Annotated in this window: 20 protein-coding genes and 1 pseudogene; 12 read left to right on the forward strand and 9 right to left on the reverse strand. The window is 68.6% G+C overall.

Going from position 1 to position 23,723, the window contains the following annotated elements; translation table 11 throughout:
* The first annotated feature begins 32 nt into the window (after positions 1-32).
* The 11 genes from F9K34_RS07475 to pgi all read left to right on the forward strand — a co-directional run bounded on the left by F9K34_RS07475 (position 33) and on the right by pgi (position 13,165).
* A complete protein-coding gene (locus F9K34_RS07475; RefSeq protein ID WP_291336308.1) occupies positions 33-767 on the forward strand; it encodes a 4Fe-4S dicluster domain-containing protein in 735 nt (244 codons plus the stop codon).
* On the forward strand, positions 768-1,643 hold the full coding sequence (locus tag F9K34_RS07480) for a dimethyl sulfoxide reductase anchor subunit family protein (protein ID WP_291336289.1): 876 nt from the start codon (positions 768-770) through the stop codon (positions 1,641-1,643). It abuts the gene before it with no gap.
* Positions 1,644-1,818: 175 nt separating this feature from the next.
* Positions 1,819-2,928: a mandelate racemase/muconate lactonizing enzyme family protein gene (locus F9K34_RS07485; protein WP_291336290.1), complete on the forward strand. Its 1,110-nt coding sequence runs from the start codon at positions 1,819-1,821 to the stop codon at positions 2,926-2,928.
* A 62-nt stretch (positions 2,929-2,990) separates the two neighbouring features.
* The gene (locus F9K34_RS07490) at positions 2,991-4,553 is read left to right on the forward strand and encodes an ABC transporter substrate-binding protein (RefSeq protein ID WP_291336291.1); all 1,563 of its coding nucleotides are present in this window, start codon (positions 2,991-2,993) and stop codon (positions 4,551-4,553) included.
* A gap of 106 nt (positions 4,554-4,659) precedes the next feature.
* Positions 4,660-5,613 carry an ABC transporter permease gene (locus tag F9K34_RS07495; protein ID WP_291336292.1) on the forward strand — a complete coding sequence of 318 codons (954 nt, stop codon included), beginning with the start codon at positions 4,660-4,662 and terminating at the stop codon, positions 5,611-5,613.
* A 3-nt stretch (positions 5,614-5,616) separates the two neighbouring features.
* Complete coding sequence (locus F9K34_RS07500) at positions 5,617-6,531, forward strand: ABC transporter permease (protein ID WP_291336293.1); 915 nt, start codon at positions 5,617-5,619, stop codon at positions 6,529-6,531.
* A gap of 4 nt (positions 6,532-6,535) precedes the next feature.
* Entirely contained in the window at positions 6,536-8,179 is a 1,644-nt protein-coding gene (locus tag F9K34_RS07505) for an ABC transporter ATP-binding protein (protein ID WP_291336294.1), read from the forward strand.
* An 80-nt stretch (positions 8,180-8,259) separates the two neighbouring features.
* Positions 8,260-9,249, forward strand: coding sequence for an MDR family oxidoreductase (locus F9K34_RS07510; RefSeq protein WP_291336295.1), 990 nt, complete (start codon positions 8,260-8,262; stop codon positions 9,247-9,249).
* A 115-nt stretch (positions 9,250-9,364) separates the two neighbouring features.
* On the forward strand, positions 9,365-10,834 hold the full coding sequence (zwf, locus tag F9K34_RS07515; RefSeq protein ID WP_291336296.1) for a glucose-6-phosphate dehydrogenase: 1,470 nt from the start codon (positions 9,365-9,367) through the stop codon (positions 10,832-10,834).
* Positions 10,835-10,875: 41 nt separating this feature from the next.
* On the forward strand, positions 10,876-11,547 hold the full coding sequence (gene pgl / locus F9K34_RS07520) for a 6-phosphogluconolactonase (protein WP_291336297.1): 672 nt from the start codon (positions 10,876-10,878) through the stop codon (positions 11,545-11,547).
* Between the two features lie 22 nt (positions 11,548-11,569).
* Positions 11,570-13,165: a glucose-6-phosphate isomerase gene (gene pgi / locus F9K34_RS07525; RefSeq protein ID WP_291336298.1), complete on the forward strand. Its 1,596-nt coding sequence runs from the start codon at positions 11,570-11,572 to the stop codon at positions 13,163-13,165.
* Positions 13,166-13,171: 6 nt separating this feature from the next.
* On the opposite strand, the gene F9K34_RS07530 is transcribed toward pgi, so the two are convergent.
* Both F9K34_RS07530 and F9K34_RS07535 read right to left on the reverse strand, forming a co-directional pair.
* On the reverse strand, positions 13,172-14,140 hold the full coding sequence (locus tag F9K34_RS07530) for a glucokinase (RefSeq protein WP_436405720.1): 969 nt from the start codon (positions 14,138-14,140) through the stop codon (positions 13,172-13,174).
* An 85-nt stretch (positions 14,141-14,225) separates the two neighbouring features.
* A complete protein-coding gene (locus tag F9K34_RS07535) occupies positions 14,226-14,387 on the reverse strand; it encodes a hypothetical protein (RefSeq protein WP_291336300.1) in 162 nt (53 codons plus the stop codon).
* 45 nt (positions 14,388-14,432) lie between these two features.
* On the opposite strand from F9K34_RS07535, the gene F9K34_RS07540 reads away from it, so the two are divergent.
* Positions 14,433-15,305, forward strand: a complete 873-nt coding sequence (locus tag F9K34_RS07540; RefSeq protein WP_291336301.1) for a GNAT family N-acetyltransferase — start codon at positions 14,433-14,435, stop codon at positions 15,303-15,305.
* A 6-nt stretch (positions 15,306-15,311) separates the two neighbouring features.
* Here the strand turns inward: F9K34_RS07540 and F9K34_RS07545 are convergent, their stop codons facing one another.
* From F9K34_RS07545 to F9K34_RS07575, 7 genes and pseudogenes are all read right to left on the reverse strand, one after another.
* Positions 15,312-15,809: an arginase family protein gene (locus tag F9K34_RS07545; protein WP_291336309.1), complete on the reverse strand. Its 498-nt coding sequence runs from the start codon at positions 15,807-15,809 to the stop codon at positions 15,312-15,314.
* Positions 15,810-15,901: 92 nt separating this feature from the next.
* The gene (locus F9K34_RS07550; protein WP_291336302.1) at positions 15,902-17,986 is read right to left on the reverse strand and encodes a dipeptide ABC transporter ATP-binding protein; all 2,085 of its coding nucleotides are present in this window, start codon (positions 17,984-17,986) and stop codon (positions 15,902-15,904) included.
* Between the two features lie 90 nt (positions 17,987-18,076).
* A complete protein-coding gene (locus F9K34_RS07555; protein ID WP_291336303.1) occupies positions 18,077-19,252 on the reverse strand; it encodes an ABC transporter permease in 1,176 nt (391 codons plus the stop codon).
* Between the two features lies 1 nt (position 19,253).
* Entirely contained in the window at positions 19,254-20,297 is a 1,044-nt protein-coding gene (locus tag F9K34_RS07560; protein WP_291336304.1) for an ABC transporter permease, read from the reverse strand.
* A 97-nt stretch (positions 20,298-20,394) separates the two neighbouring features.
* Positions 20,395-22,044 carry an ABC transporter substrate-binding protein gene (locus F9K34_RS07565; protein WP_291336305.1) on the reverse strand — a complete coding sequence of 550 codons (1,650 nt, stop codon included), beginning with the start codon at positions 22,042-22,044 and terminating at the stop codon, positions 20,395-20,397.
* Positions 22,045-22,220: 176 nt separating this feature from the next.
* Positions 22,221-23,201 (reverse strand): helix-turn-helix domain-containing protein, encoded by a 981-nt coding sequence (locus F9K34_RS07570; RefSeq protein WP_291336306.1) that lies wholly within the window; start codon positions 23,199-23,201, stop codon positions 22,221-22,223.
* Positions 23,202-23,337: 136 nt separating this feature from the next.
* Positions 23,338-23,723 (reverse strand): annotated as a pseudogene (locus F9K34_RS07575) (tRNA dimethylallyltransferase); the annotation flags it as partial.

The raw sequence follows: 23,723 nt of genomic DNA on the forward strand, positions 1-23,723 counted from the left end.
GCCCCGAGGCACCGGCCATGGAGAGAGAAGCCATGACCGCGCTTCCGCCGCCGCCCGCGAAGAAACTCGGGCTTGTCATCGACCTCGACACCTGCGTCGGCTGCCAAGCCTGCGTGACCGCCTGCAAGGGCTGGAACGATCAGGGCTACGGAGTTCCCCTCTCCGATCAGAATGCCTACGGATCAGAGCCTTCCGGAACGTTCCTCAACCGGGTTCACAGCTATGAGGTTGTTTCCGCCGGCCGGCCGGCCGAGATCGTGCACTTCCCCCGCTCCTGTCTGCATTGCGACAACGCTCCCTGCGTGACGGTCTGCCCCACCGGCGCCAGCTACAAGCGGGCGGAGGACGGGATCGTCCTGGTCAACGAGGACGCCTGCATCGGCTGCGGACTCTGCGCCTGGGCCTGCCCCTATGGCGCGCGCGAACTCGACGGCGAGGCGGGCGTGATGAAGAAATGCACGCTCTGCGTGGACCGGATCGGCAACGAGACGCTGGCGGAGGAGGACCGCGTGCCCGCCTGCGTGCGGACCTGCCCGACCGGCGCGCGCCACTTCGGCGACCTCGCCGATCCGGACAGTGCGGTAAGCCGGCTGGTGGAGGCGCGCGGCGGGTACGACCTGATGCCGGAACTCGGGACGGCGCCGGTGAACAAGTACCTGCCGCCGCGGCCGAAGGGACCCGCCGCGGCGGGGTCGCTCGCGCCACTGCTCGACGTTCGGGCAACGGGCCTCGCCGGCTGGCTCGACCGGCTGCTGGAGAAGCTCTGAATGCATCCCGCGCCCTCGGTGATCCTTTTCACGACGCTGTCGGGGGCGGGGTTCGGCCTTCTCTTCGTGCTCGCCTCCGGTGCGGTCGCCGTCTTCGGGCTGGAGGCGGTCTTCCTCTGGGGCCTCGGCTATCTGCTGGCGGTGGTCGGGCTGCTCGCTTCCACCTTCCACCTCGGGCGGCCGGAACGGGCGATCCTGGCCTTCAGCCAGTGGCGGACGAGCTGGCTCAGCCGCGAGGCATGGGCCTCGGCGGGGGCGATCCTCATGCTTGCGCCGGTGGCGCTCGCGGCGGTCTTCGGCGGCGGACTGCCGCCCGCCTTCGGGCTCACCGGGGCGCTGGCCTGCCTTCTCGCCCTGCTTTCGACGGGCATGATCTACGCCCAGCTCCGGACCGTGCCGCGCTGGAACCACTGGACGACGCCCGCGCTCTTCTTCGTCTGGGCGCTGGCCGGGGGCACCATCCTGGCCGGGCTGCCCTATGCGGCCGCGCTCCTCTGCGCCGCGCTCGCGGTCCTGCAACTCGCCGCCTGGCGCAGCGGGGACACCCGGTTCGCGGCGCGCGGCCACCGGCTCGCCACGGCGACCGGGCTCGGGTCGCGCGGTGATGTCCGGTCCTTCGCGCCGCCGCACACGGCGGGCAACTACGTGATGCGCGAGATGATCCATGTCGTTGGGCGGCGTCATGCGGTGAAGCTGCGCGCCCTCGCGATTCTCCTCGGCGCGGTTCTTCCGGCGATTCTCGTGGTGGCCCTGCCATCGTCGCTGCCCGCGCATGTGCTCGCCTTTGCCGTTCACTTCGCCGGGGCGCTCGCCGCGCGCTGGCTTTTCTTCGCCGAGGCCGAGCATGTGGTCGGCCTTTTCTACGGTGCAAGGTGAGGGGTTCGCGGGATATGAATTGACTGGACAATCAACAATAATCTCCGGCAGGATGTCCTGCGAGAGGATTGGACGGTCGCAACCGGGAATCGCCTGCGCGGAAATTTGCGGAGCACGCGACGACTGAGGGGCCGCCGAACGGCGCGGTGACGCCGGGGCAGCGAAGGGGAGCAGGATGACGAAGATCTCGAAGATCGAGACCTTCTCCAACGAATTCGTGTGCTTCACCCGCGTCACCGCCGAGGACGGGGCCTTCGGCTGGGGCCAGACCTCCACCTACAATGCCGACATCACCGCTCAGGTCCTGCACCGCCAGGTCGCGCCACACGCCCTGGGGCAGGGGACGGAGGACATTCTCGGCCTCGTGCGGCGGGTCGAGGAGAAGGAGCACAAGTTCCCCGGGTCCTACCGCTGCCGGGCGCTCGCCGGGCTCGACACCGCGCTCTGGGACATGGCCGGGCGGCGCTCGGGCAAGCCGGTCGTGGAACTCCTCGGCGGCAGGCCGGGGCGCCTGCGCGCCTATGCCTCGTCGATGAAGCGTGACATCACGGCCGTGGACGAGGCGGCTCGGCTCTGCCGGCTCCGCGACGACCACGGGTTCGACGCTTTCAAATGGCGCGTGGGCGCCGAATGCGGCCACGACATCGACGAATGGCCGGGTCGGACCGAAGAGGTCATCCCGACGGTCGCCCGCGCGCTCGGGGACGGGATGGCCAAGCTCGTCGACGGCAATTCCGGCTTCTCGCCCGCCCGCGCGATCGAGGTCGGACGCAGGCTCGAAGCCGAGGGCATCGGTCATTTCGAGGAACCCTGCCCGTATTGGGAGCTCGATCAGACGAAGGAAGTCGCCGACGCGCTTTCCATCGACGTGACCGGCGGCGAGCAGGACTGGGACCTGATCGTCTGGCGCCAGATGATCGGGATGCGCGCTGTCGACGTGGTGCAGCCCGACGTGATGTACATGGGCGGGATCGCCCGCACGCTTCTGGTGGCGGGGATGGCCGCGAGGGCCGGTTTGCCCTGCACGCCGCACAGCGCCAACCTCTCGCTCGTGACGATCTGCACCATGCATCTTCTCGGCGCGATCCCGAACGCGGGAAAATATCTGGAATTCTCGATCGAAGGCGACGACTATTACCCGTGGCAGGTGGGCCTGTTCCGGGGCGAGCCCTTCGCCGTCGAGGACGGCAAGGTGCGGATCCCCGAGGAGCCCGGCTGGGGCGTCGAGATCAGCCCGGACTGGCTTGACCGGGCGGCATACAAGGTGAGCGAGATCGCGGCCTGAAGGGCCGCAAAGCGGTGCGGACGGGACCGAAGAGCAAGAAAACCAACACCAGGGAGAAAGACATGAGTGACTATCTGACACGCGGCGGACTGAGCCGCCGGAGCCTGATCAAGGGCGCGACCGCGCTGGGCGCGGCCGGGCTGATCCTGCCGGCCGGCGTGCGGCGCGCTTCGGCCGAGCCGAAGAAGGGAGGGGTGTTCCGGGTGGGGATTGGCCACGGTTCGTCCACCGACGGCTACGATCCCGGCCTCTGGGACCAACTCTACGTGCAGACCTTCGCGGCGGCGCGCCACAACTACCTGATCGAGATCGGCGCTGACGGCAACCTCGTTCCCGAGATCGCGGAAAGCTGGGACTCGTCGGACGGCATGACCTGGGTCTTCAAGATCCGCGAGGGCGTGGCCTTCCATTCCGGCAAGGGGCTGACGCCGGATGACGTCGTCGCGTCGCTGAACCATCATCGCGGCGAAGCCTCCACCTCGGCCGTGAAGCCCTATTTCGACGCGGTGACCGACATCAAGGCCGATGGCCAGAACGTCGTCGTGACACTGAACGCGCCGAACGCGGACTTCCCCTACCTGATGTCGGACTACCACCTGCCGGTGATGGCCTCGGCCGACGGCAAGATCGATGTGACGTCCAGCGACGGCCTCGGCGGGTACATCGTCGAAAGCTTCGAGCCGGGCGTGCAGGCGACGCTGAACCGCAACCCGAACTACTGGAAGTCGGACCGGGCGCATTTCGACCAGATCGTGCTTCTGTCCATTCTCGACGCGGCGGCGCGGCTCAATGCTCTGATGACGGGCGAGGTCGACACGATCGACCAGGTGGACCCGGCCTCGATCGGCCTGCTCGAGAGCAGGGGCGTGGCCAAGATCCTGTCGATTTCGGGCAACGCGCACTATGTCTTCCCGATGGATGCCCGGGCGGCGCCCTTCAGCGACAACAACGTGCGGCTCGCGCTGAAGTACGCCTTCGACCGTCAGGAAATGGTGGACAAGATCCTCGCCGGCCACGGGTCGGTCTCCAACGACAACCCGATCGGCCCGGCGAACCGCTACTTCTTCGCGGAGATGGAGCCGAAGACCTACGACCCCGACAAGGCGAAGTTCCATCTCAAGGAAGCGGGAATGGAGACGCTCGAGGTCACGCTCTCGGCCGCCGACGCCGCCTTCTCGGGCGCGGTCGATGCCGCCGTCCTGATGAGCGAGAAGGCGGCCGCGGCCGGCATCACCATCACGGTGGACCGGGTGCCGAACGATGGCTACTGGGACAACATCTGGATGAAGAAACCGTTCTGCGCCTCCTACTGGGGCGGCCGTCCGGTGGAGGACCAGATGTTCACCACGGCCTATTCCGCGGGTGGCGCTTGGAACGAGAGCTTCTGGGACAATGCGCGCTTCAACGAGCTTCTGGTCGCGGCGCGGTCGGAACTTGACGATGCCAAGCGGCGCGAGATGTACCACGAGATGCAGCACATCGTGTCCTTCGAGGGCTCGACCATCATCCCGATGTACAACAACTACGTCATGGCCGTGTCGAACGCGGTGGCCACGCCCGAGAAGATCTCGAACAACTGGAACCTCGACGGCTTCCGCTGCGTCGAGCGCTGGTGGTTCGCCTGATCGCGGACGGCTGAGACCTGGGCCCCGGCGGGTCTCCGCCGGGGCCTTCATGCCCTGACGACGGCGGCACGAAGACCGCCGGGCGGGCCATGGACCGGGGGGACCAATGAGAGATATCTGGGGCATGATCGGGCGAAGGCTGCTTCTCGGCCTCCTTACGCTCTTCGTCATATCGGTCGTCATCTTCGGTGCGACCGAGCTTCTGCCCGGCGACCTTGCCCGCGAGTTGCTCGGCCAGTCCGCGACCGAGGAGACGCTGGCCGCGCTGCGCGACCAACTCGGGCTCAATGACCCGGCCCCGCTGCGCTACTGGCACTGGCTGACGGGCGCCATCCAGGGCGATTTCGGCGTCTCGATGGCGACCAAGAAGCCGATTGCCGATCTCGTCGGCGCGCGGCTCGGCAACACGCTCTTCCTCGCGCTCTACGCCGCCGCGCTCTCGGTGCCCTTGTCGCTCGCGCTCGGCGTGATGGCCGCGCTCTGGCGCAACTCGGTCTTCGACCGCGCCTCGAACGCGCTGGCGCTGACCTCGATCTCCTTCCCGGAGTTCTTCGTGGCCTATATCCTCGTCCTCTGGCTGGCGCAGTCCGGTCTCTTCCCCTCGATGGTGCGGATCACGCCGGCCACGACCTTCGGCGACCGGCTCTACATGGCCTTCCTGCCTGCGCTGACGCTGACGCTCGTGGTCACCGCGCACATGATGCGGATGACGCGGGCGGCGATCATCAACCTTCTGGCCAGTCCCTATATCGAGATGGCGCGGCTGAAGGGCATGTCGCCCCTGCGCGTCGTCCTGCGCCACGCGGTGCCGAACGCGCTTGCGCCCATCATCAACGTCGTGGCGCTGAACCTCGCCTACCTGATCACCGGGGTCGTGGTGGTCGAGGTCGTCTTCGTCTATCCGGGGCTCGGGCAACTCATGGTCGACGCGGTGACCAACCGCGACATCGCCGTGGTGCAGGCAATCGCGCTCATCTTCGCGGCGGCCTATGTCCTCTTGAACCTTATCGCCGACGTGCTCTCGACCGTCACCAATCCCCGCCTGATGCACCGGAGGTAGGCGATGACGGTCCTGATCGCGCTCCTCGTCGGCCTCGCCCTCTTCTTCGCCACCGGCCTTGCCGCGCGCGTAGCGCTGCAGGCCGGCGCCCCCGCGCCTCTCAAGCCGCTCTTTCGCGACATGCCGCTGACGGCGGCCTTCGGCCTCGCCGTGATCCTCTTCTACATCCTCGTGGCGATCCTCGCGCCCGTGCTCGCGCCATTTTCCGAGCACGAGGTGCTGGGCGGACAGTACCTGCCCTGGGAGGCACCCCATTACCTCGGCACCGACAAGCTTGGCCGCGACATGCTGACCCGGCTCATCTACGGCGCGCGAAACACCGTGGGCATCGCCTTCGCGACCACCGTGCTCGCCTTCGTCGTCGGCTCGATCCTCGGCATCTGGGCGGCGGTGACGGGCGGCTGGATCGACCAGGCGCTGTCGCGCTTCGTCGATGCGCTCATGGCGATCCCGGCGCTGATCCTCTCGCTTCTCCTCCTCACGATCTTCGGCACCTCGGTCCTGACGCTGATTCTTGTCATCGCAGCCGTCGATGCCACCCGCGTCTATCGTCTGGCGCGGTCGGTTGCACAGGGCATCGTGGTGATGGACTACATCGAGGCCGCGCGGCTCAGGGGCGAGGGGATGTGGCGGCTGATTCGGCGCGAGATCCTGCCGAATGCGATGGCGCCTCTTGTCGCGGAGTTCGGCCTCAGGTTCTGCTTCGTCTTCCTCGCGATCTCGGCGCTCTCCTTCCTCGGCCTCGGGATCAAGCCCCCCACCGCCGACTGGGGCTCGATGGTGCGCGAGAACGCGACGCTGATCACCTTCGGCGACATCACGCCGCTCTTGCCGGCGGGCGCCATCGCGCTCCTGACGGTGGCAGTCAACTTCGTCGTGGACTGGCAGCTTCATCGCGCCAGCGGGCTGAAGGAGTGAGGCCATGAGCGAGACATCCGCAAAGCCCGTTCTCCTGACCATGCGCGGCATCCGCATCGACGGGCGCTCCGAAGACACCTGGTCGCCGATCATCAAGGGCGTGGACCTGACGCTCCGCAAGGGCGAAGTCATCGGCCTCATCGGCGAGTCCGGCGCTGGCAAGTCCACCCTCGGCCTCGCCGCCATGGGCTTCACCCGCGACGGCTGCCGGATTTCGGGCGGCACGATCGACTTCGACGGGATCGACCTCATGAAGGCCCCGGAAGCCGAGAGGCGGGCGCTCAGGGGCAAGCGCATCGCCTATGTCGCGCAATCGGCCGCGGCGAGCTTCAATCCCGCGCACCGGCTCATCGACCAGTACTGCGAGGCCCCGGTGCAGCACGGTGTCATGTCGCGCGAAAAGGCCGAGGCGGACGCGGTGGAGCTTTATCGCCGGATGCGGCTGCCGAACCCGGAGGAGATCGGCTTCCGCTATCCGCACCAGGTCTCGGGCGGGCAGTTGCAGCGGGCGATGACGGCGATGGCAATGTCTTGCCGGCCCGACCTCATCATTTTCGACGAGCCGACGACGGCGCTCGATGTCACAACACAGATCGAGGTGCTGGCGGCGATCCGCGACATCGTCGCGCAGTTCGACACGGCGGCCATCTACATCACCCACGACCTCGCCGTCGTGGCGCAGATGGCCGACCGGATCAAGGTGCTCCTGCGCGGCGACGAGGTGGAGGAGGCCGACACCCGGACGATGCTGCGCGCACCGAAGGAGGACTATACCAAGTCGCTCTGGGCCGTGCGGTCCTACGCGCGGCCCGTGCAGCCGCCGGTCACGACGGGCGTGCCGGTCGTCTCGGTGCAGAACGTGACGGCGGGCTACGGGGCGGCGGATGTGCTGAAGAACATCGGTTTCGACATCCACGCCCGCCGCACCGTCGCGGTGGTCGGCGAGAGCGGTTCGGGCAAGTCCACGGCGGCACGGGTGATCACCGGCCTCCTGCCGCCGCGCCAGGGCCGCATCCTCTTCGACGGCCAGCCCCTGCCGGCCGACTACCGCCAGCGCAGCCGCGACCAGCTGCGCCAGGCGCAGATGATCTACCAGATGGCCGACACCGCGCTGAACCCGAAACTGCGACTGCGCGAGCTGATCGGCCGGCCCGCCGAGATGTACCTCGGCCTGAAGGGCAAGGCGCTCACCGAGCGCATCCGCGACCTCCTGCGGCTGATCGAGCTTGAGCCGGACAGGTTCATCGACCGGCTGCCCTCGGAGCTCTCCGGGGGCCAGAAGCAGCGCATCGGCATCGCCCGCGCGCTCGCGGCCGAGCCCAGGTTCATCATCTGCGACGAGGTCACATCGGCCCTCGACCAGCTCGTCGCGGAAGGCATCCTGAAACTCCTCGACCGGATCCAGTCCGAGTTCAACCTCGCCTACATGTTCATCACCCACGACCTCGCCACCGTGAAGGCCATTGCCGACGAGGTGGTGGTGATGCAGAACGGCCGCGTCGTCGAGCAGGGGCCGAAGGAGGAGATGTTCCAGCCGCCGCACGACCCCTATACCGAGCTTCTCCTGTCGTCCGTGCCGGAGATGGACCCCGACTGGCTCACGCGGCTTCTGGCCGAGCGGGCGGCGAAGCGGGAGGGGCAGGGCTGAACCGCGCCGATCCGGGGTAGCCTCGCCGCCGCGAATCCGCGAAAGTCGGGCAAGGCATGGATTTCGGGGAGGGCGCCGGCATGAGGGCACTGATCGTCGAGAAGTCGGAGGACGGCGGCACCCGCGCCGCCGTGCAGGAGATCGCGGAGAGTCGCCTGCCCGAGAGCGAGGTGTCGGTCGCGGTCGAATATTCCACCGTCAACTACAAGGACGGGCTTTGCATAGGCCCGGGCGGCGGGCTCGTCCGGACCTACCCCCACGTTCCCGGTATCGACTTTGCCGGCACCGTCGAACGCTCCTCGGATCCGCGCTACGGGCCCGGCGACAAGGTCGTCCTGACCGGCTGGCGGGTCGGCGAGGCGCATTGGGGCGGCTACGCCGAGAAGGCCTCGGTCCGTGCCGACTGGCTGGTGCCGCTTCCGCCGGGGCTGACCACCCGCGCGGCGATGGCCGTGGGCACGGCGGGGCTTACCGCCATGCTCGCCGTCATGGCGCTGGAGGATCACGGGCTGAAGCCGGGGCACGGGCCGGTACTCGTGACCGGGGCGGCGGGCGGCGTGGGGTCGGTGGCGACGGCGATCCTTGCCGGGCTCGGCCACGAGGTCGCGGCGGTCACCGGGCGGCCGGAGCAGGCGGAGTATCTGAAGGCCCTCGGCGCGACGCAGATCGTGCCGCGCGAGGACTTCGCCGAGGTGACGAGGAAGCCGCTCGAAAGCGAAAGCTGGGCGGGCTGCGTCGATGCCGTCGCCGGGGCGATGCTCGGCCGGGTGCTGAAGCAGATGAAGTACGGCACCTCCGTCGCGGCGGTGGGGCTTGCCGGGGGCGCGGTGGTCGAGGGCGCGATGATCACGCCCTTCATCCTGCGCGGGGTCAAGCTGCTTGGCATCGACAGCGTGATGCAGCCCTACGCGAACCGGGTGCGCGCCTGGCAGCGGATCGTCCACGACCTGCCGATGGCAAAACTCGAGGCGATGGTGGTGCCCGCGGCACTCGGCGACTTGCCGCGACTCGGGGCGGAAATCCTGAAAGGCAAGGTCCGGGGGCGCGTGGTCGTCGACGTGCGGGCCTGAGAGGCGCCGGGGCGAGGCGCGCGCAATGGATCGGCGCGGAAAGCGATGCTAGACTTTGCGTCGGCAAGGCGCTATGAGCGCAGCGCGTTAGCGCTAACATGAAGGAGCAGCGCGCATGGTCTCCAGGGTCATTCCGGTCGATCCCTTCGACCTCGTCGTGTTCGGCGGCACCGGGGACCTTGCCCGGCGCAAGATCCTGCCCGGCCTCTACCGGCGCTACCTCGCCGGCCAGATCCCCGAGACCTCCCGCATCGTCGGTGCGGCGCGCGGCGAGATGGACGACGCAGGCTTCCGCAGCTTCGTCGCCGACGCGCTTGGCGAGTTCCTGCCGGGGTCGACGCGCGATGGCGAGACCGTGGGCAAGTTCCTTGCCCATCTCCATTACGTGCCGGTGGACGCCAAGGGCGAGGGCGGATGGCCCGATCTCGCACGCCTCGTCCGACATGACGTGGTGCAGGCCTTCTACTTCTCCGTCGCGCCCGCGCTTTTCGGCGACCTTGCCGAGCGGCTCCACCGCTTCGGGATCGCCGGGCCCGAGGCGCGGATCGTGGTGGAAAAACCCTTCGGCCGAGACCTCGAAAGCGCGCGCGCGCTGAACGCCACGCTGGCGGAGCATTTCCACGAAAGCCAGATCTACCGGATCGACCACTACCTCGGGAAGGAAACCGTCCAGAACCTGATGGCGGTCCGCTTCGCCAACATCCTCTTCGAGCCCCTCTGGAACGCGCGCCACGTCGATCACGTCCAGATCACCGTGGCCGAGACCGTGGGCGTGGGCGGGCGCGGGGCCTACTACGACAAGTCGGGCGCCATGCGGGACATGGTGCAGAATCACCTGATGCAGCTTCTCTGCCTGATCGCGATGGAGCCGCCCTACCGCTTCGACCCGGACGCGGTGCGCGACGAGAAGCTGAAGGTCATCCATGCGCTGCAGCCGGTGCCGGCCGAGGACATCGTCCGCGGCCAGTACCGCGGCAGCGCCAGGAAGGGTCCGGGGGGCGAGCCTTCCTATGTCGAGGATGCGGAAAACCCGGCCTCCCGCACCGAAAGCTATATCGCGATGAAGGTGCAGATCGCCAACTGGCGCTGGAAGGGCACGCCCTTCTACCTGCGCACCGGCAAGAAGCTGCGCGCCCGCGCCTCGGAAATCGCCATCGTCTTCAAGGAAGTGCCGCATTCGATCTTCGGTGACGAGGAGGGCTGGCGCGAGAACGTGCTCTCGATCCGGCTGCAGCCGAACGAGGGGATGACGCTGAGCGTGATGATCAAGGAGCCGGGGCCGGGCGGCATGCGCCTGACCGAGGTGCCCCTGGACATGTCCTTCGCCGAGGCCCTGGGCGAGGACGGTTCCGACATCCCCGACGCCTACGAACGGCTCATCATGGACGTGATCCGCGGCAACCAGACGCTCTTCATGCGCGGCGACGAAGTGGAGGCCGCCTGGGCCTGGACCGATCCGATCATCGCCGGCTGGGAGGCCCGCGGCGACCGGCCGAAGGGCTACGACCCCGGCTCCTCCGGCCCCGAGGACGCGCTGATGCTGCTGCACCGCGACGGCCGGCGCTGGCGGGAAATCCGGGAATGAGCGCCGGCCCGGCATCCCGCCTCGGCCGGGGGAGGTGACAGATGGAACTCGTCGAGTATCCCGACCGCGAACTTATGATGATCTCGCTCGCCGACCGGCTGGCGAGCGAGCTTGCGACGGCGGTCCGGGGCAAGGACAGCGTGAGCTTCTGCGTGCCGGGCGGCACGACGCCGGGCCCGGTCTTCGACACGCTTTCGGGCATCGGCATCGACTGGGACCGCGTCACGGTCTTCCTGAACGACGAACGATGGGTTCCGGAAAGCCACGCCCGGTCCAACGCGCGACTCGTGCGCCAGCGGCTCCTGGCGGGGCGCGCCGCCGCGGCCCACTTCCTGCCGTTCTACGCCGACACGCCGGAACCGGAGCAGGCGCTCGACGCGCTGACCTCGGCGCTGTCGCCGCACCTGCCGATCGACGTGCTCCTCCTCGGGATGGGCGCCGACATGCACACCGCCTCGCTCTTTCCCGGCGCCGAACGGCTGGCGGAGGCCCTGGCGCCCGACGCGCCGGTCCTCATGGCGCTCAGGGCCGCGGGCGCGGGCGAGCCCCGGGTGACGCTGACGGCGCGGGTCCTCGCCGATGCGATGGCGTGCCACATCCTTATCACCGGGCCGGAAAAACGCGCCGCACTCGACCGCGCGCAGGGCCTTCCGGCCGAGGAAGCGCCGGTGAATGCCGTGCTGGCGAACGCGACCGTCCACTGGGCGGAATGAACGGGACAGGAGACACCTCGCAATGAGCCTCTGGGACGACCTCGGATATCACCATGCCGCCCATGCCGACCGCCCGATCCTCGCGCTCTTCGAGGGAAGCGACCGGGCGCGGCACTTCTCGGTCCGCGCCGACGGGCTTCTCTTCGACTACGCGAAGACCGGAATCGACGCCCATGCCCGCGACCTGCTGATCCGTATTGCCGAGGCCGCCGGCGTGGCGGCGCGGCGCGAGGCGATGTTTTCCGGCGCGAAGATCAACGAGACTGAGGGCCGTGCCGTCCTCCACACGGCGCTGCGCAATCTCGACGGGTCCGTCGCCGTGGACGGGCGCGACGTGATGCCCGAGGTGCGCGCGACCCATGCCCGCTCTGAGGCCTTTGCCCGCGACCTGCGGGAGGGGCGCCTTACCGGGCAGGGCGGGCGCATCACCGACGTCGTCAACATCGGCATCGGCGGGTCCGACCTCGGCCCGGCGATGGCGGCGATCGCGCTCTCGCCCTATGCCGACGGTCCGCGCGCGCATTTCGTCTCGAACGTCGACGGCGCGCATGTCCATGACGTGCTCGCGCCCCTGAACCCCGAGACGACGCTCGTCGTCGTCGCCTCCAAGACCTTCACCACCATCGAGACGATGACCAACGCGGACACCGCGCGAAAATGGATGGCAGCCAGGGTCGCCACCCCGGCGGCACAGTTCGCCGCCGTCTCGACCGCGCTCGACCGGACCGCCGCCTTCGGCATCGACGCCTCGCGCGTCTTCGGTTTCGAGGACTGGGTCGGCGGGCGCTACTCCGTGTGGGGGCCGATCGGGCTTTCCCTGATGATCGCCATCGGGCCGGATCACTTCCGCGCCTTCCTCGCCGGCGGGAGGGCGATGGACACGCATTTCCGCGACGCGCCCTTCGCGCAGAACATGCCGGTGATGCTCGCCCTGGTCGGCATCTGGCACAACCAGGTCTGCGGCCACGCCACCCGCGCGGTGCTGCCCTACGAACAGCGCCTCGCCCGGCTGCCGGCCTATCTCCAGCAGCTCGAGATGGAATCGAACGGCAAGCGCGTGGCGATGGACGGCAGCGACCTTCCGGTGCCGTCCGGCCCGGTGGTCTGGGGCGAACCCGGCACCAACGGCCAACACGCCTTCTACCAGCTCATCCACCAGGGCACGCGGGTGATTCCCTGCGAGTTCCTCGTCGGCCGCGAGGGGCACGAGCCCGGACTGGCCCACCAGCACCGGCTTCTGGTAGCCAATTGCCTCGCCCAGTCCGAGGCGCTCCTGCGCGGCCGCTCGCTCGACGCGGCGCGGGCGATGCTGGCGAAGAAGGGCCTCACGGGCGCCGAACTCGACCGCCAGGCGCGTCACCGCGTCTTCCCCGGCAACCGACCCTCCACCACGCTCGTCTACGAGCGGCTGACGCCCTTCGTTCTCGGCCAGATCATCGCGCTCTACGAACACCGGGTCTTCGTCGAGGGCGTGATCCTGGGGCTCAACTCCTTCGACCAGTGGGGCGTGGAACTCGGCAAGGAACTCGCGCTGGCGCTGGAGCCGATCCTCGCGGGCCGCGAGACGGCCGAGGGTAAGGACGGTTCGACCCGGCAGCTCGTCGATTTCCTGCGGTGACGGCGCTCAGCCCTCGGCCAGGCGCCGGGCGCAGCCGGTGAGCGCGGCGTAGTCGTCCTCGATGATCGAGACGGGAAAGGCCGCGGCGAGGGAAGAGAAGCGGCCCTTGTCGCGGAAGGCAGTGGCGAAGCCGAAGCGCTCGTAGTGGGCGGTGAAGGCGCGCGCCACGCCGCCGATCAGGTAGATGCCGCCGAACGGCAGGTGGATGAGCGCAAGGTCACCGGCCACGGTGCCGAGAAGCCGGACGAAGGCCGCGCCGGTCGCCTCGGCCACCGGGTCGTCACCCCGGCCGATGGCCGCCATGATTGCCGAGGCATCGAGGCCGTCGTCCTGCCCGGCCTCGCGCGCGGCCCAGGCGTGGAGTCGCTCCAGCCCCCGGCCCGACAGCACGTCCTCCACCCCGGCGAAGCCATGCGCCGTCTCGACGAAGCGCATCAGGCTGAGGTCGCCGTCGTTGCGGACCGGAAGGGTGGCGTGCCCGCATTCCGAGGCGGTGACGAGACGACCCGTGGGGCCGTCATGGACGACGGCCGCATTGAAGCCGGTCCCGACGCCGATGACGAGCTGCGGCGAGGCGGCCCGCAGGGGTTCGGCCGCGGTGACAAGCGGGCGGAGGCAGTCGGCCGCGATATGGCCGAGCGCGTGGCCCTGCGCCTGAAGGTCGTTGATCACCGCGATCCGCTCGGCGCCGGTGGCGGCGGCGAGCGCGTCGCGGTCGATGGACCAGTCGAGGTTGGTGAGCCGCGCGACGCCATCGTCCACCGGCCCGGCGACGGCCGCGCAGGCGCCGGCGATCTCGGGGCTGCCTGCCTCGGCGAGATAGGCATTCAGGATCGGGGCGAGCCCGGCGTTGCCGGCATTGGCAAAGCGGCGGATCGACGCGGGATCGACCGCGCCGCCCCGGGCGAGCGCCACGCGGGTATTGGTGCCGCCGACATCCGCGACGAGGGAAAGGGGCTGGGCCATTCGCGTCATCCTGCCTGGCGGGCCCACCGGGCCGTCTCCCGCTGATAGGACGCTTTCGGGGTGGGCTTCAAGCGTGGCGAGCGCGCGGCCGCGATCAGCCGGGCCAGATGAGCGTCATGGCGACCGTGAAGCCGGCAATGACGACGAGAAAGGCCGAGGACAGGCCCATGGCCAGGAGAAGGGCACTCTGCCAGGTAAGGCGCGCGGCGGGCGCATGGACGCCATGGACGGTGGAGGGGTGGCGAGTCGCTTTCATGGTGGCATTAGGCCGGCGTTAGGTTTCCGCAGACTTAATGAGATCATGAAGATCGTTGCGGCCAAAGCGGAAAGCGACATCTGGCGCACGGGGCCCATGCCCCTGCAGCAGAGCCTTGCCTATGGCACGGTGCTCGCGCGCCTCGGCGCGACGGTCGAACGGGTGGAGATCGCGGCGTCCTCGGGCGCGCTCGGGCGGGCGCAGGTAATCGGGCGGCGCGTCGGCCCCCTGCTTCTCCGCCTCATGTCGCGCGGGCCGGTCTGGGCCAAAGCGCCAGCCGCACCAGAGCAAGACGCGGCGCTCCGCGCGCTCGGGCGGCGGTTCCGGCCGCTAGTCGCCACGCCCTGGCACGCCGGTCCCGGTCTGCCGCTCGTCACTTGCCGCGCCCAGGCGCTGCTCGACCTTTCGGCGGAGCCGGGCATGCTCCGGGCGCGGCTCGCGCAGAAATGGCGCAACCGGCTCGTCCGGGCGGAGGCGGCGGGCCTTGACCTGCGCCTCTCCCGGCCCGAACCTTCGACGGTCGCCTGGCTTCTGGCTGCGGATGCGGCCCAGCAGAGGGTGCGGGGCTACCGGGCCATGCCGGCGCGGTTCACCGATGCCTGGCTCGCCCGCGACCCGCGCGCGGCCTTCCTGGCGGAGGCGCGGCTCCGGGGGGAGCGGGTGGCAGCGATGCTCTTCCTGCTCCATTCCCCCTGGGCCACCTACCATATCGGCTGGTCCGGCGTGGCGGGTCGGCAGGCGAACGCGCATCCGCACCTTCTCTGGCGCGCGATGCTGCATCTGCGCGACGCCGGGTTTTCGACCCTCGACCTCGGCGAGGTGAACACCGAGGACGCGCCCGGCCTCGCGCGGTTCAAGATCGGCACTGGCGCCCGGGTGATGCCGCTCGGCCCGACGGTCCTGTTGCCGTGCCTCTAGCTAGAGCTAGACCCCGCGGGCGTCGAAGACGAAGCCCGGCAGCAGTTGCGCCGGGGGAATAGCCGTCGAACCGGTCGGGTCGTAGTCGGGCGCCACCTGGACGAGGTCGATGCCGACGGTCTCGTGCGCCCGCGCCGCGGCCTGGAGAGTTTCTGGCACCTCGTAATAGAGGAAGCCGCCGTGCGCGGGCGTGCCGGTGCCCGGCGCGATGCTGGCACGCCTCCTTTCCATGTCGGTGTGGACGATGTCGGCATCGCCGATATCGACGATCCGCACGTTCGGGCCGAGGTCGGTGCGGTCGTCCTCGTGGTCATCGGCGCCGGTGTGGCCGAAGGAAAAGAGCGTGGAGGCGTCGCGCACGGCGCGCGGGCCGAAGCGGGCACCGGGGCGGAACCGGGTGCCGAAGTCGAACGGGGCCCCGAGGATCGCGGTATCGGCGTCGATCCTCGACCGGTCCTCGGCATAGGGCCGCTTGCCGAAGATGGGAATGCCGACAAAGGGCAGATTGAGCCGCCCACCCTCATCGTCGTGTCCCGCCGTTCCGTCCCTCCCCGGTGGCGGCCAGGGTGGCGCTGTCGTTTTCCGGCCGCAAGGGCCTACTCGGCGGCGATCTTGATCACCGGCTCCATCGCGGCGAACTCCGCGTCGGACAGGTGGCACTTGATCTGGTGCCCGTCCGCGAGCATCCGCACCGGCGGCACCTCGCGTTCGCAGAGCCCGCCCGGCACCTTCGACTTCCAGCGGCAGCGCGTCTGGAAGGGGCAGCCCGGCGGCGGATTGACCGCCGAGGGGATGTCGCCTTCCAGCACGATGCGTTTCTTCTCCACATGCGTGTCGGCGATCGGTACCGCCGAGAGCAGCGCCTCGGTATAGGGATGGTAGGGCGGCGAGAAGACCTGGTCGGTCGTCCCGAGTTCGACCACATGGCCGAGATACATCACCATGACCCGATCGGAGAGATAGCGGACGATGGAGAGGTCGTGGGAGATGAAGAGAAGCGTCGTGCGGTTCTTGCGCTGGATCTCCATGAGAAGGTCGGTGACGGCCGCCTGCACCGAGACGTCGAGCGCCGAGACCGGCTCGTCCGCGACGACGATCTTGGCCCCCCCGGCAAAGGCGCGTGCGATGCCCACCCGCTGCTTCTGCCCGCCCGAGAGCTGGCGCGGCATGCGGTCGGCGAAGGCGCGCGGCAGTTTCACGAGGTCGAGGAGTTCGAGCATCCGCTGGTGGCGCTCGGCGTCCGAATTGCCCTCGCCGAAGACCTCCAGGGCGCGGATGATCTGCCGGCCCACCGTCATCGAGGGGTTGAGGGTGTCGAAGGGGTTCTGGAACACCATCTGCACGCCCGAGACGGTCTCGGTGTTTCGCGCCTCGATCGGGGTGGACTGGATCTCGTTGTCGTAGAGCAGTATCTGGCCCGAGGTCGCGGTTTCCAACCCCATCAGCACCTTCGCGAAGGTCGACTTGCCGCAGCCCGACTCGCCCACGATGGCGAGCGTCTCGCCCTCGTGCGCCTCGAAGCTCAGCGTCTCGTTGGCCTTCACGACGCGGGTCTCGCCGCCGCCGAAAAGCGCGTTGGGCGAGACCTCGTAGTACTTCTTCAGGTCCTCCATCTTCAGGACGACCTTGCCGATCGGCGTCTTTTCCACGGTCTTCGCGGATTTGGGTGGCGCAGCCCAGTCGATTTCCGACACGCGCAGACAGCGCGTCTCGTGCCGGTCGTGGCCCGCGACCGCGACCATCGGGATATCGGCGGCGTCGCAGCGCCCGGCGGCGAAATAGTCGCAGCGCGGGCCGAAGTTGCAGCCGGGCGGGCGTTCGTGGGGCAGCGGGAAGTTCCCCGGGATGGCGATGAGGGGCCGGGTGGTCTTGTCCGCGCCGGGCAGCGGGATCGAACGGAAGAGCGCCTGGGTGTAGGGGTGCTGCATCTTGTCGAAGACATCGGTGATGGAGCCGGTCTCCACCGCCTCGCCCGAGTACATCACGCAGAGCTGGTCGCAGACGTCGAGGACGAGGCCGAGGTTGTGCGAGATGAAGAGCATCGAGGTGCCGTACTTGCGGCCGAGATCCTTGACGAGATCGACCACCGCCGCCTCCACCGTCACGTCGAGCGCGGTCGTCGGCTCGTCGAGGATGAGGAGCGCGGGCTTCGACATCAGCGCCATGGCGATGACGATGCGCTGCTGCTGGCCGCCGGAGAGCTGGTGCGGATAGGAGCGCAGGATGCGCTCCGTGTCGGGCAGGCGGACGTCGGCGACGACTTCGAGCGCGCGCTTCCAGGCCTCGTCCTTGCCGATTCCTTCGTGGATCATCGGCACTTCCATGAGTTGCTGGCCGATCCGCATGGCCGGGTTCAGCGAAGCCATCGGCTCCTGGTAGATCATGGCGATTTCCGATCCGCGGATGGCGCGCAAGTCCTCCTCGGTCATCGTCGTCAGGTCGCGGCCCTTGAAGCGGATCGTGCCGCCGGTGATCCGGCCGTTCTTGCCGAGATCGCGCATGACCGCGAGCGCCACGGTGGACTTGCCGCAGCCCGATTCGCCCACCAGCCCCATCGCCTCGCCGGGCTGCACCGTGCAGGAAAAGTCCATGACCGCCGGGATTTCCCTGAGCCGCGTGAAGAAGCTGATCGAGAGGTTCTCGATCTCGAGGATCGGGCCGTCGTAGTCCCACTTGGTCATCGGGTTCCCCTTTCGCGGCGCGGCCGGGGGCGCTGCCCCCGGACCCCCGGAGTATTTCCGCCAAGATGAATGAAAGCGGCGGTCACGTGGTCAGTCCTTCAGGCTTTCCTCGCGCAAGCCGTCGGCGAGGAGGTTGAGGCCGAGCACGAGGCTCATCAGCGCGATCGCGGGCACGATCGCGGGATGCGGCGCGATGGTGAGGAGCTTGCGCCCCGCGTTGATCGTCGAGCCCCAGTCCGGGCTTTCGGGCGAAAGCCCGAGGCCGAAGAAGCCGAGTGTGCCGAGAAGGATCGTCGTGTAGCCGATCCTCAGGCAGAAATCGACGATAAGGGGGCCGCGGGCGTTGGGCAGGATTTCCCAGAGCATGATGTACCAGGGCCGTTCGCCCCGGGTCTGGGCCGCCGCCACGTAGTCGCGCGTCTTGATGTCGAGCGTGATGCCCCGGACGATGCGGAACACCGTGGGCGCGTTCACGAAGACGACCGAGACGAAGACGATGAGGATGTTGCCCGGCACGTGGATGAAGTCGGCCGCGTCGGGCAGGAGCGCGACCTTCGTCCCTGCCTCGCCGACGAGCGCGAGGTAGATGTAGCCGCCGATGACGAGGATCGCCGCGACGACCTTGGTGCGGAACACGGGCGTCACGTAGTAGCGCGAGTTCACGAGAACGGTGAGGAAGACGAGCGGGAAGAGGAAGAGCACGATGGCGAGGTATTGCGGCAGGCCCGTCTCGGCGATCTCGGGCGTGACGAGGAGGTAGAAGAGCAGGATCACCGGGAAGGCGAGGATGAGGTTGGCGAGGAAGGAGAGCATCGCATCGAGCCGCCCGCCGTAGTAGCCCGCGGGCAGGCCGAGGGTGATCCCGGCCATGAAGGCGAAGAGCGTGGCAAGGGGGGCGATGGCGATGACGATGCGGCTCCCGGCCACCATGCGGCTGAAGACGTCGCGGCCGAGGTGGTCGCCGCCGAGGAGATACCAGGCCGAGCCGTCGGGGACGGCGGTGCCCGGCAGCTTGTTCTTCATCTGGCTGATCTGGCTCAGCACGTCATGGGTGACGATGAGGTCGGCGAAGAGCGCGGTGAAGACCCAGAAAATCACCAGGGCGAAGCCGATCATGCCGATGGTGGAGTCGAAGAGCCGCCCGTAGAGGCCGAGCCGGCGCCGGTAGCGGGCCGACACCACGAAGGTCAGCGCCAGCGCGAGCCAGACCGGCCAGAACCGCAGGAGGAGGGTGAGCAGGATGGTGCCCCAGCCAATTTCGTCCATCTCAGCTGATCCTGATGCGGGGGTTGAGGAAGACGTAACCCACGTCGGAGATGAGCTGAGTCACGAGGACGACGGCCACGGCCACGACCGAACAGCCGAGAAGGAGCTGGATGTCGTTGTTGCCCGCCGCCTGCACGAGCGTCCAGCCGAAGCCCTTGTAGTTGAAGAGCGTCTCGACGATGACGACGCCGTTCAGGAGCCAGGGGAACTGCAGCATGATCACCGTGAAGGGCGCGATGAGCGCGTTCCGGAGCGCGTGCCGCATCACCACGCTGCCGAACGACACGCCCTTCAGCCGCGCCGTGCGGATGTACTGCGCCGTCATCACCTCGGTCATCGAGGCACGGGTCATCCGGGCGATGTAGCCCACGCCGTAGAGCGCGATGGTCAGGACCGGCAGGAAGAAGTTGTCGAAGGTCACGCCGTCCATCGCAGCGGTGGCGGTGCCCTTGAACCACTTCAGCCCGACCGCCGAAGAGGCGAAGATGAAGATGAGGATGACGCCCGAGACGTATTCCGGCGTGGCGGTCGAGGCGATCGAGAAGGTGGAGAGCGACCGGTCGAGCTTCGATCCCTCGCGCATCCCCGCGAGCACGCCGATGAGGAGCGAGGCGGGCACCATCAGCACGATGACCCAGAACATCAGCACACCGGTCAGCCCGAGGTGATAGCCGAGCTTCGAGCCGACCGGCGCCTTGAAGAAGCTGGAGAAGCCCCAGTTGCCCTGCAGCACGCCGCAGAAGCGCGGCGCCTCGGCCGGGTCGACACCGGGGGTGAGGCAACGGCCGTAGGTCCTGCCGTCGTCCTCCCGGGTCCAGCCGGGCACGACGCCCAGCCACTCGCCGTAGCGGACGAGGAGCGGCCGGGCATGGCCGTTCTTCTCCAGCCAGCTCGTGACCTCGGCGTCCGAGATTCGGCTTCCCGCCTCGGACTTCGCGAGCTTCTCGAGGTTCGGCGGAAGGTTTGTGAGGAAGAAGACGACGAGAGTCAGACAGAGTGCGGTCAGCACCATCGTCAGGACGCGCCGCAAGAGAAACTGGGCCATGGTCTACCTCGTCCGTCCGCCCGTATCGGGGGCAGGTGCGCGGGGCCGGGAGAAGCCGGAAGGGGCGCGCCGTCGGCGCGCCCCCGGTGCCGTCGGATCAGGCAGCAAGCCACCACTTGTAGTGGTGATGCTCGAAGGTCGGGTGCATCTCCGCGCCCTTCACGTTCTCCTTGAAGTGGCGGTAGAGCGAGCGCCAGTAGGGCTGGATCAGAACGCCTTCGTCCTGCATGATCTTCTCGATCTTCGCCATCACCTCGCGACGCTTGTCGGCATCGGCGATCGACATCGCCTCGGCCAGCATCGTGTCGAACTCGGCGTTCGCGAAGGCCGTCTCGTTCCAGGCCACGCCGGACTTGTAGGCCAGCGCCAGCACCTGCACGCCGAGCGGGCGCATGTTCCATTCGGTCGCCGAGAAGGGGTATTTCGTCCAGTCGTTCCAGAAGGTCGAGCCGGGCAGCATGGTGCGCTTGATCTTGATGCCGGCGTCGCGGATCTGGGCGGCGACCGCGTCGCAGGTCGCGGCCTGCCAGTCGTCGTCGAGCGAGATGAGCTCGAACTCGGTGTCGGCTTGGCCAGCCGCGTCGATCATCTCCTTGGCCTTCGCCGGATCGACGACCAGCGGGTCGAGCTTGGCGTATTCCGGGTGGATCGGGCAGACGTGATGGTTCTCGGCCACCAAGCCGAGGTTCGCGTAGCCGAGTTCGAGCACCACCGCGTTGTCCACGGCCATCTGGAGCGCCCGGCGGACGTTCACGTCCTTGTAGAGGTCGGCACCCTGGTTGAAGCGCACGGCGAGCGTGGCAGAGGTGATCGCCTCGGATTTCGTCCAGCCGATGCCGTCGAAAATCTCGACGAAGTCGCCCTGGGTGCGGTAGGTCGCGTCGATCTCGTCGGCCTCGGCTGCGGCGACGACGGCGGAGGGGTCGGTGCCGAGGTCGATGTACTCGATCCGGTCGAGGTACGGGCCGCCATAGACCGCGGTGCCCCACCAGGTATGGTCGGAATTGCGGACGAGCACCTGCTTGACCCCCACCTCGTTCGATTCCGGCAGGTAGGCGCCGGTGCCGATCGGGTTCGTGGAGGGATCGCCGTTGTCGTAGGACTGGTGCACCACCGCGGCCGGATAGTCGGCGCAGCCGACGATGATGGTGATGTCGGGCGCGGGCAGCACCAGCTTCACCGTGTGGTCGTCCACCTGGGTAATTGCGCCCTCGCGCGCCTTCTTCGTCGCCTCGTCGACAAGCCCGCCCATCCGCGTCGCCATCGAGTTGCCCTCGACACCCGCGTCGCACCAGCGCATGAAGTTGTGGACCACGTCGGCCGCGGTGAAGTCGTCGCCGTTGTTCCACTTCACGCCCTGACGGACACGCAGCGTGTACTCGGTGGCGTTGTCGTTGATCTCCCAGCTTTCGAGCAGCATGCCGCGGATCGAGCCGTCGATTTCGTATTCGACCAGGTAGTCGAGCCAGCCGCGGCCGAAGTTCGCGTACTCGGACCAGTCCCAGGTGCGCGGGTCCTTCTGGGCGCGCGTTTCCATCTGCATCCGGAGCGTGCCGCCGGCAACCGGCGTATCCTGCGCGCGGGCCGGAGTGTCGAGGCCCAGGAGGCCGTAGGCCGTGGCGCTGGCGACGCCGAGGGCCGAGGCACGGGTCAGGAACTCGCGCCGGCTCATCGTTCCGGCAGCGACTTCGGCGGCATAGCTCAGCGCCGCCGGGTGAATTCGTGCGGACTTGTCATGGTAGGTCATCGCTTCGTCTCCCTGTGAAGTGACGTGTTCTTGTTGTCGCGCCGGCGGGCCGGCGTCTTGTTGCGCATTCGCCTATGTGCCCGGGCATTTGCGCATCGTTTCTGCGTGCCCGTCAATGCCTGAAAACGGCATTCGCGGCACGTTTACGTCATTCTTAACGGGGTGCGGCTCGCGGATCAACCCGACCGGCGGAAGGCCGACGGGGTCTTGCCCGTGCGGTGCTGGAAGGCGCGGGTGAAATAGGCCGCCGAGGTGAAACCGAGCGCCTCCGCAATGTGGGCGATGGGCAGCCTCGTCTCGCTCAGCATCATCCGCGCCTCGAAGATCACCCGGTCGTGCAGGAGATCGGAGGCGGAGCGGCCGCAGGTCTGGTTGCAGACGCGGGTGAGATGCGTCGGCGTCACGCCGAGCGCGCGGGCATAGTCCGAGACGCCCTTGCCCGACCGGAACTCGTCCTCCAAAAGCTCGGTGTAGCGCGCGGCGAGCCGGCGCGCGGCATCGGGTTTCCTGCCATCGGGCGCGGTCTCGCCATTGCGTTCGAGCCAGACGCCGAGAAGCCCGAGGTGGTGGCGTGCCGCGCGATCGGCGCCCGGCCGTCCGCTTTCCAGCTCGCGCTGGATGTTGTCGATCAGGCCGGAGAGTTCCGCCTGCGGGCCGACGTCGCGGACCCTGAGGTGGAGGGGCGCTGCCGGCAGGTCGAGCGTGCAGCCGCGGCCGAAGAAGACCGCGCTGCCATAGGTCTGCGGGCCGGCCTCGTAGCCGTACATCGTGCCGGCGGGGATGAAGACGGCGTTGTGGACGCCGTAGCCGCGGGTCACGCCGCCGACGGTGATCCGGCCCTGGCCGCGGGTGAACCACAGAAGGAGCGGTTCCGAGATCGAGCGCATCGCCTCGATCCGCCAGCGTCCGCCGGCCGCGAGACGGGAGAGCGGCATGATCCGCAGTGGCGTCGTCGCCGGGGCCTCGGGAATCCCCGGAACTGCGCGGACGGCACCCGTGTCCGCCTTGGGCCCCGACTTGGGACCCGCCTTGGGCCCCGCCTCGGGCGCTGCGGCCTCGCCGCCCTTGGGCTTTGCCCTGCCGGACTCTTTCTGCGCCTGCGGTTCAGCCGGCCGGTCGGAGAACTGCGACAGGGGTGTGCCGGAGAAAAGCTTCACGGGCGGTTCCTTGGGTCTCGCCCGGGCGGTGGCGCGGGGCAGGGGGCTTAGCGTGCGGGATATTAGAGAGCGGGGCGACAAACCCCAAGGGAAAAATATGCGGAATCATGAGGATCGGCGGGGCGTGGCGCATCCGTCACGGCAGCTTCTTCCAGGTCCAGGCCCGCATCCGGGCACGAAACCATGTCCGCTGGCGCTTGGCATACTGGCGGCTCGCCGCCTGGGCGCGCCGGGTGGCCTCGGCAAGCGACAGCTCTCCCCTGAGGTGCGCGACAAGTTCCGGGGCGCCGATCGCCCTTGCCCAGGGCGCGGCTGGATCCCAGCGGCCGAGCATGTCCCGCACCTCGTCGAGCGCGCCTTTCACCAGCATCGCCTCGAAGCGGCGGTCGATGCGCGAGGCCAGCCAGTCGCGGTCGGCATCGAGCAGCATCGCCGTGGCCTCCGCAACGGGCAGGAGCGGCGGGCGGGTCTCCGCCTGCCAGTCCGCGAGGCCGCGCCCTGTCGCCCTGAGCACCTCCCAGG

It is taken from the genome of Albidovulum sp. (genome assembly GCF_008933605.1).
GTDB lineage: Bacteria > Pseudomonadota > Alphaproteobacteria > Rhodobacterales > Rhodobacteraceae > Albidovulum.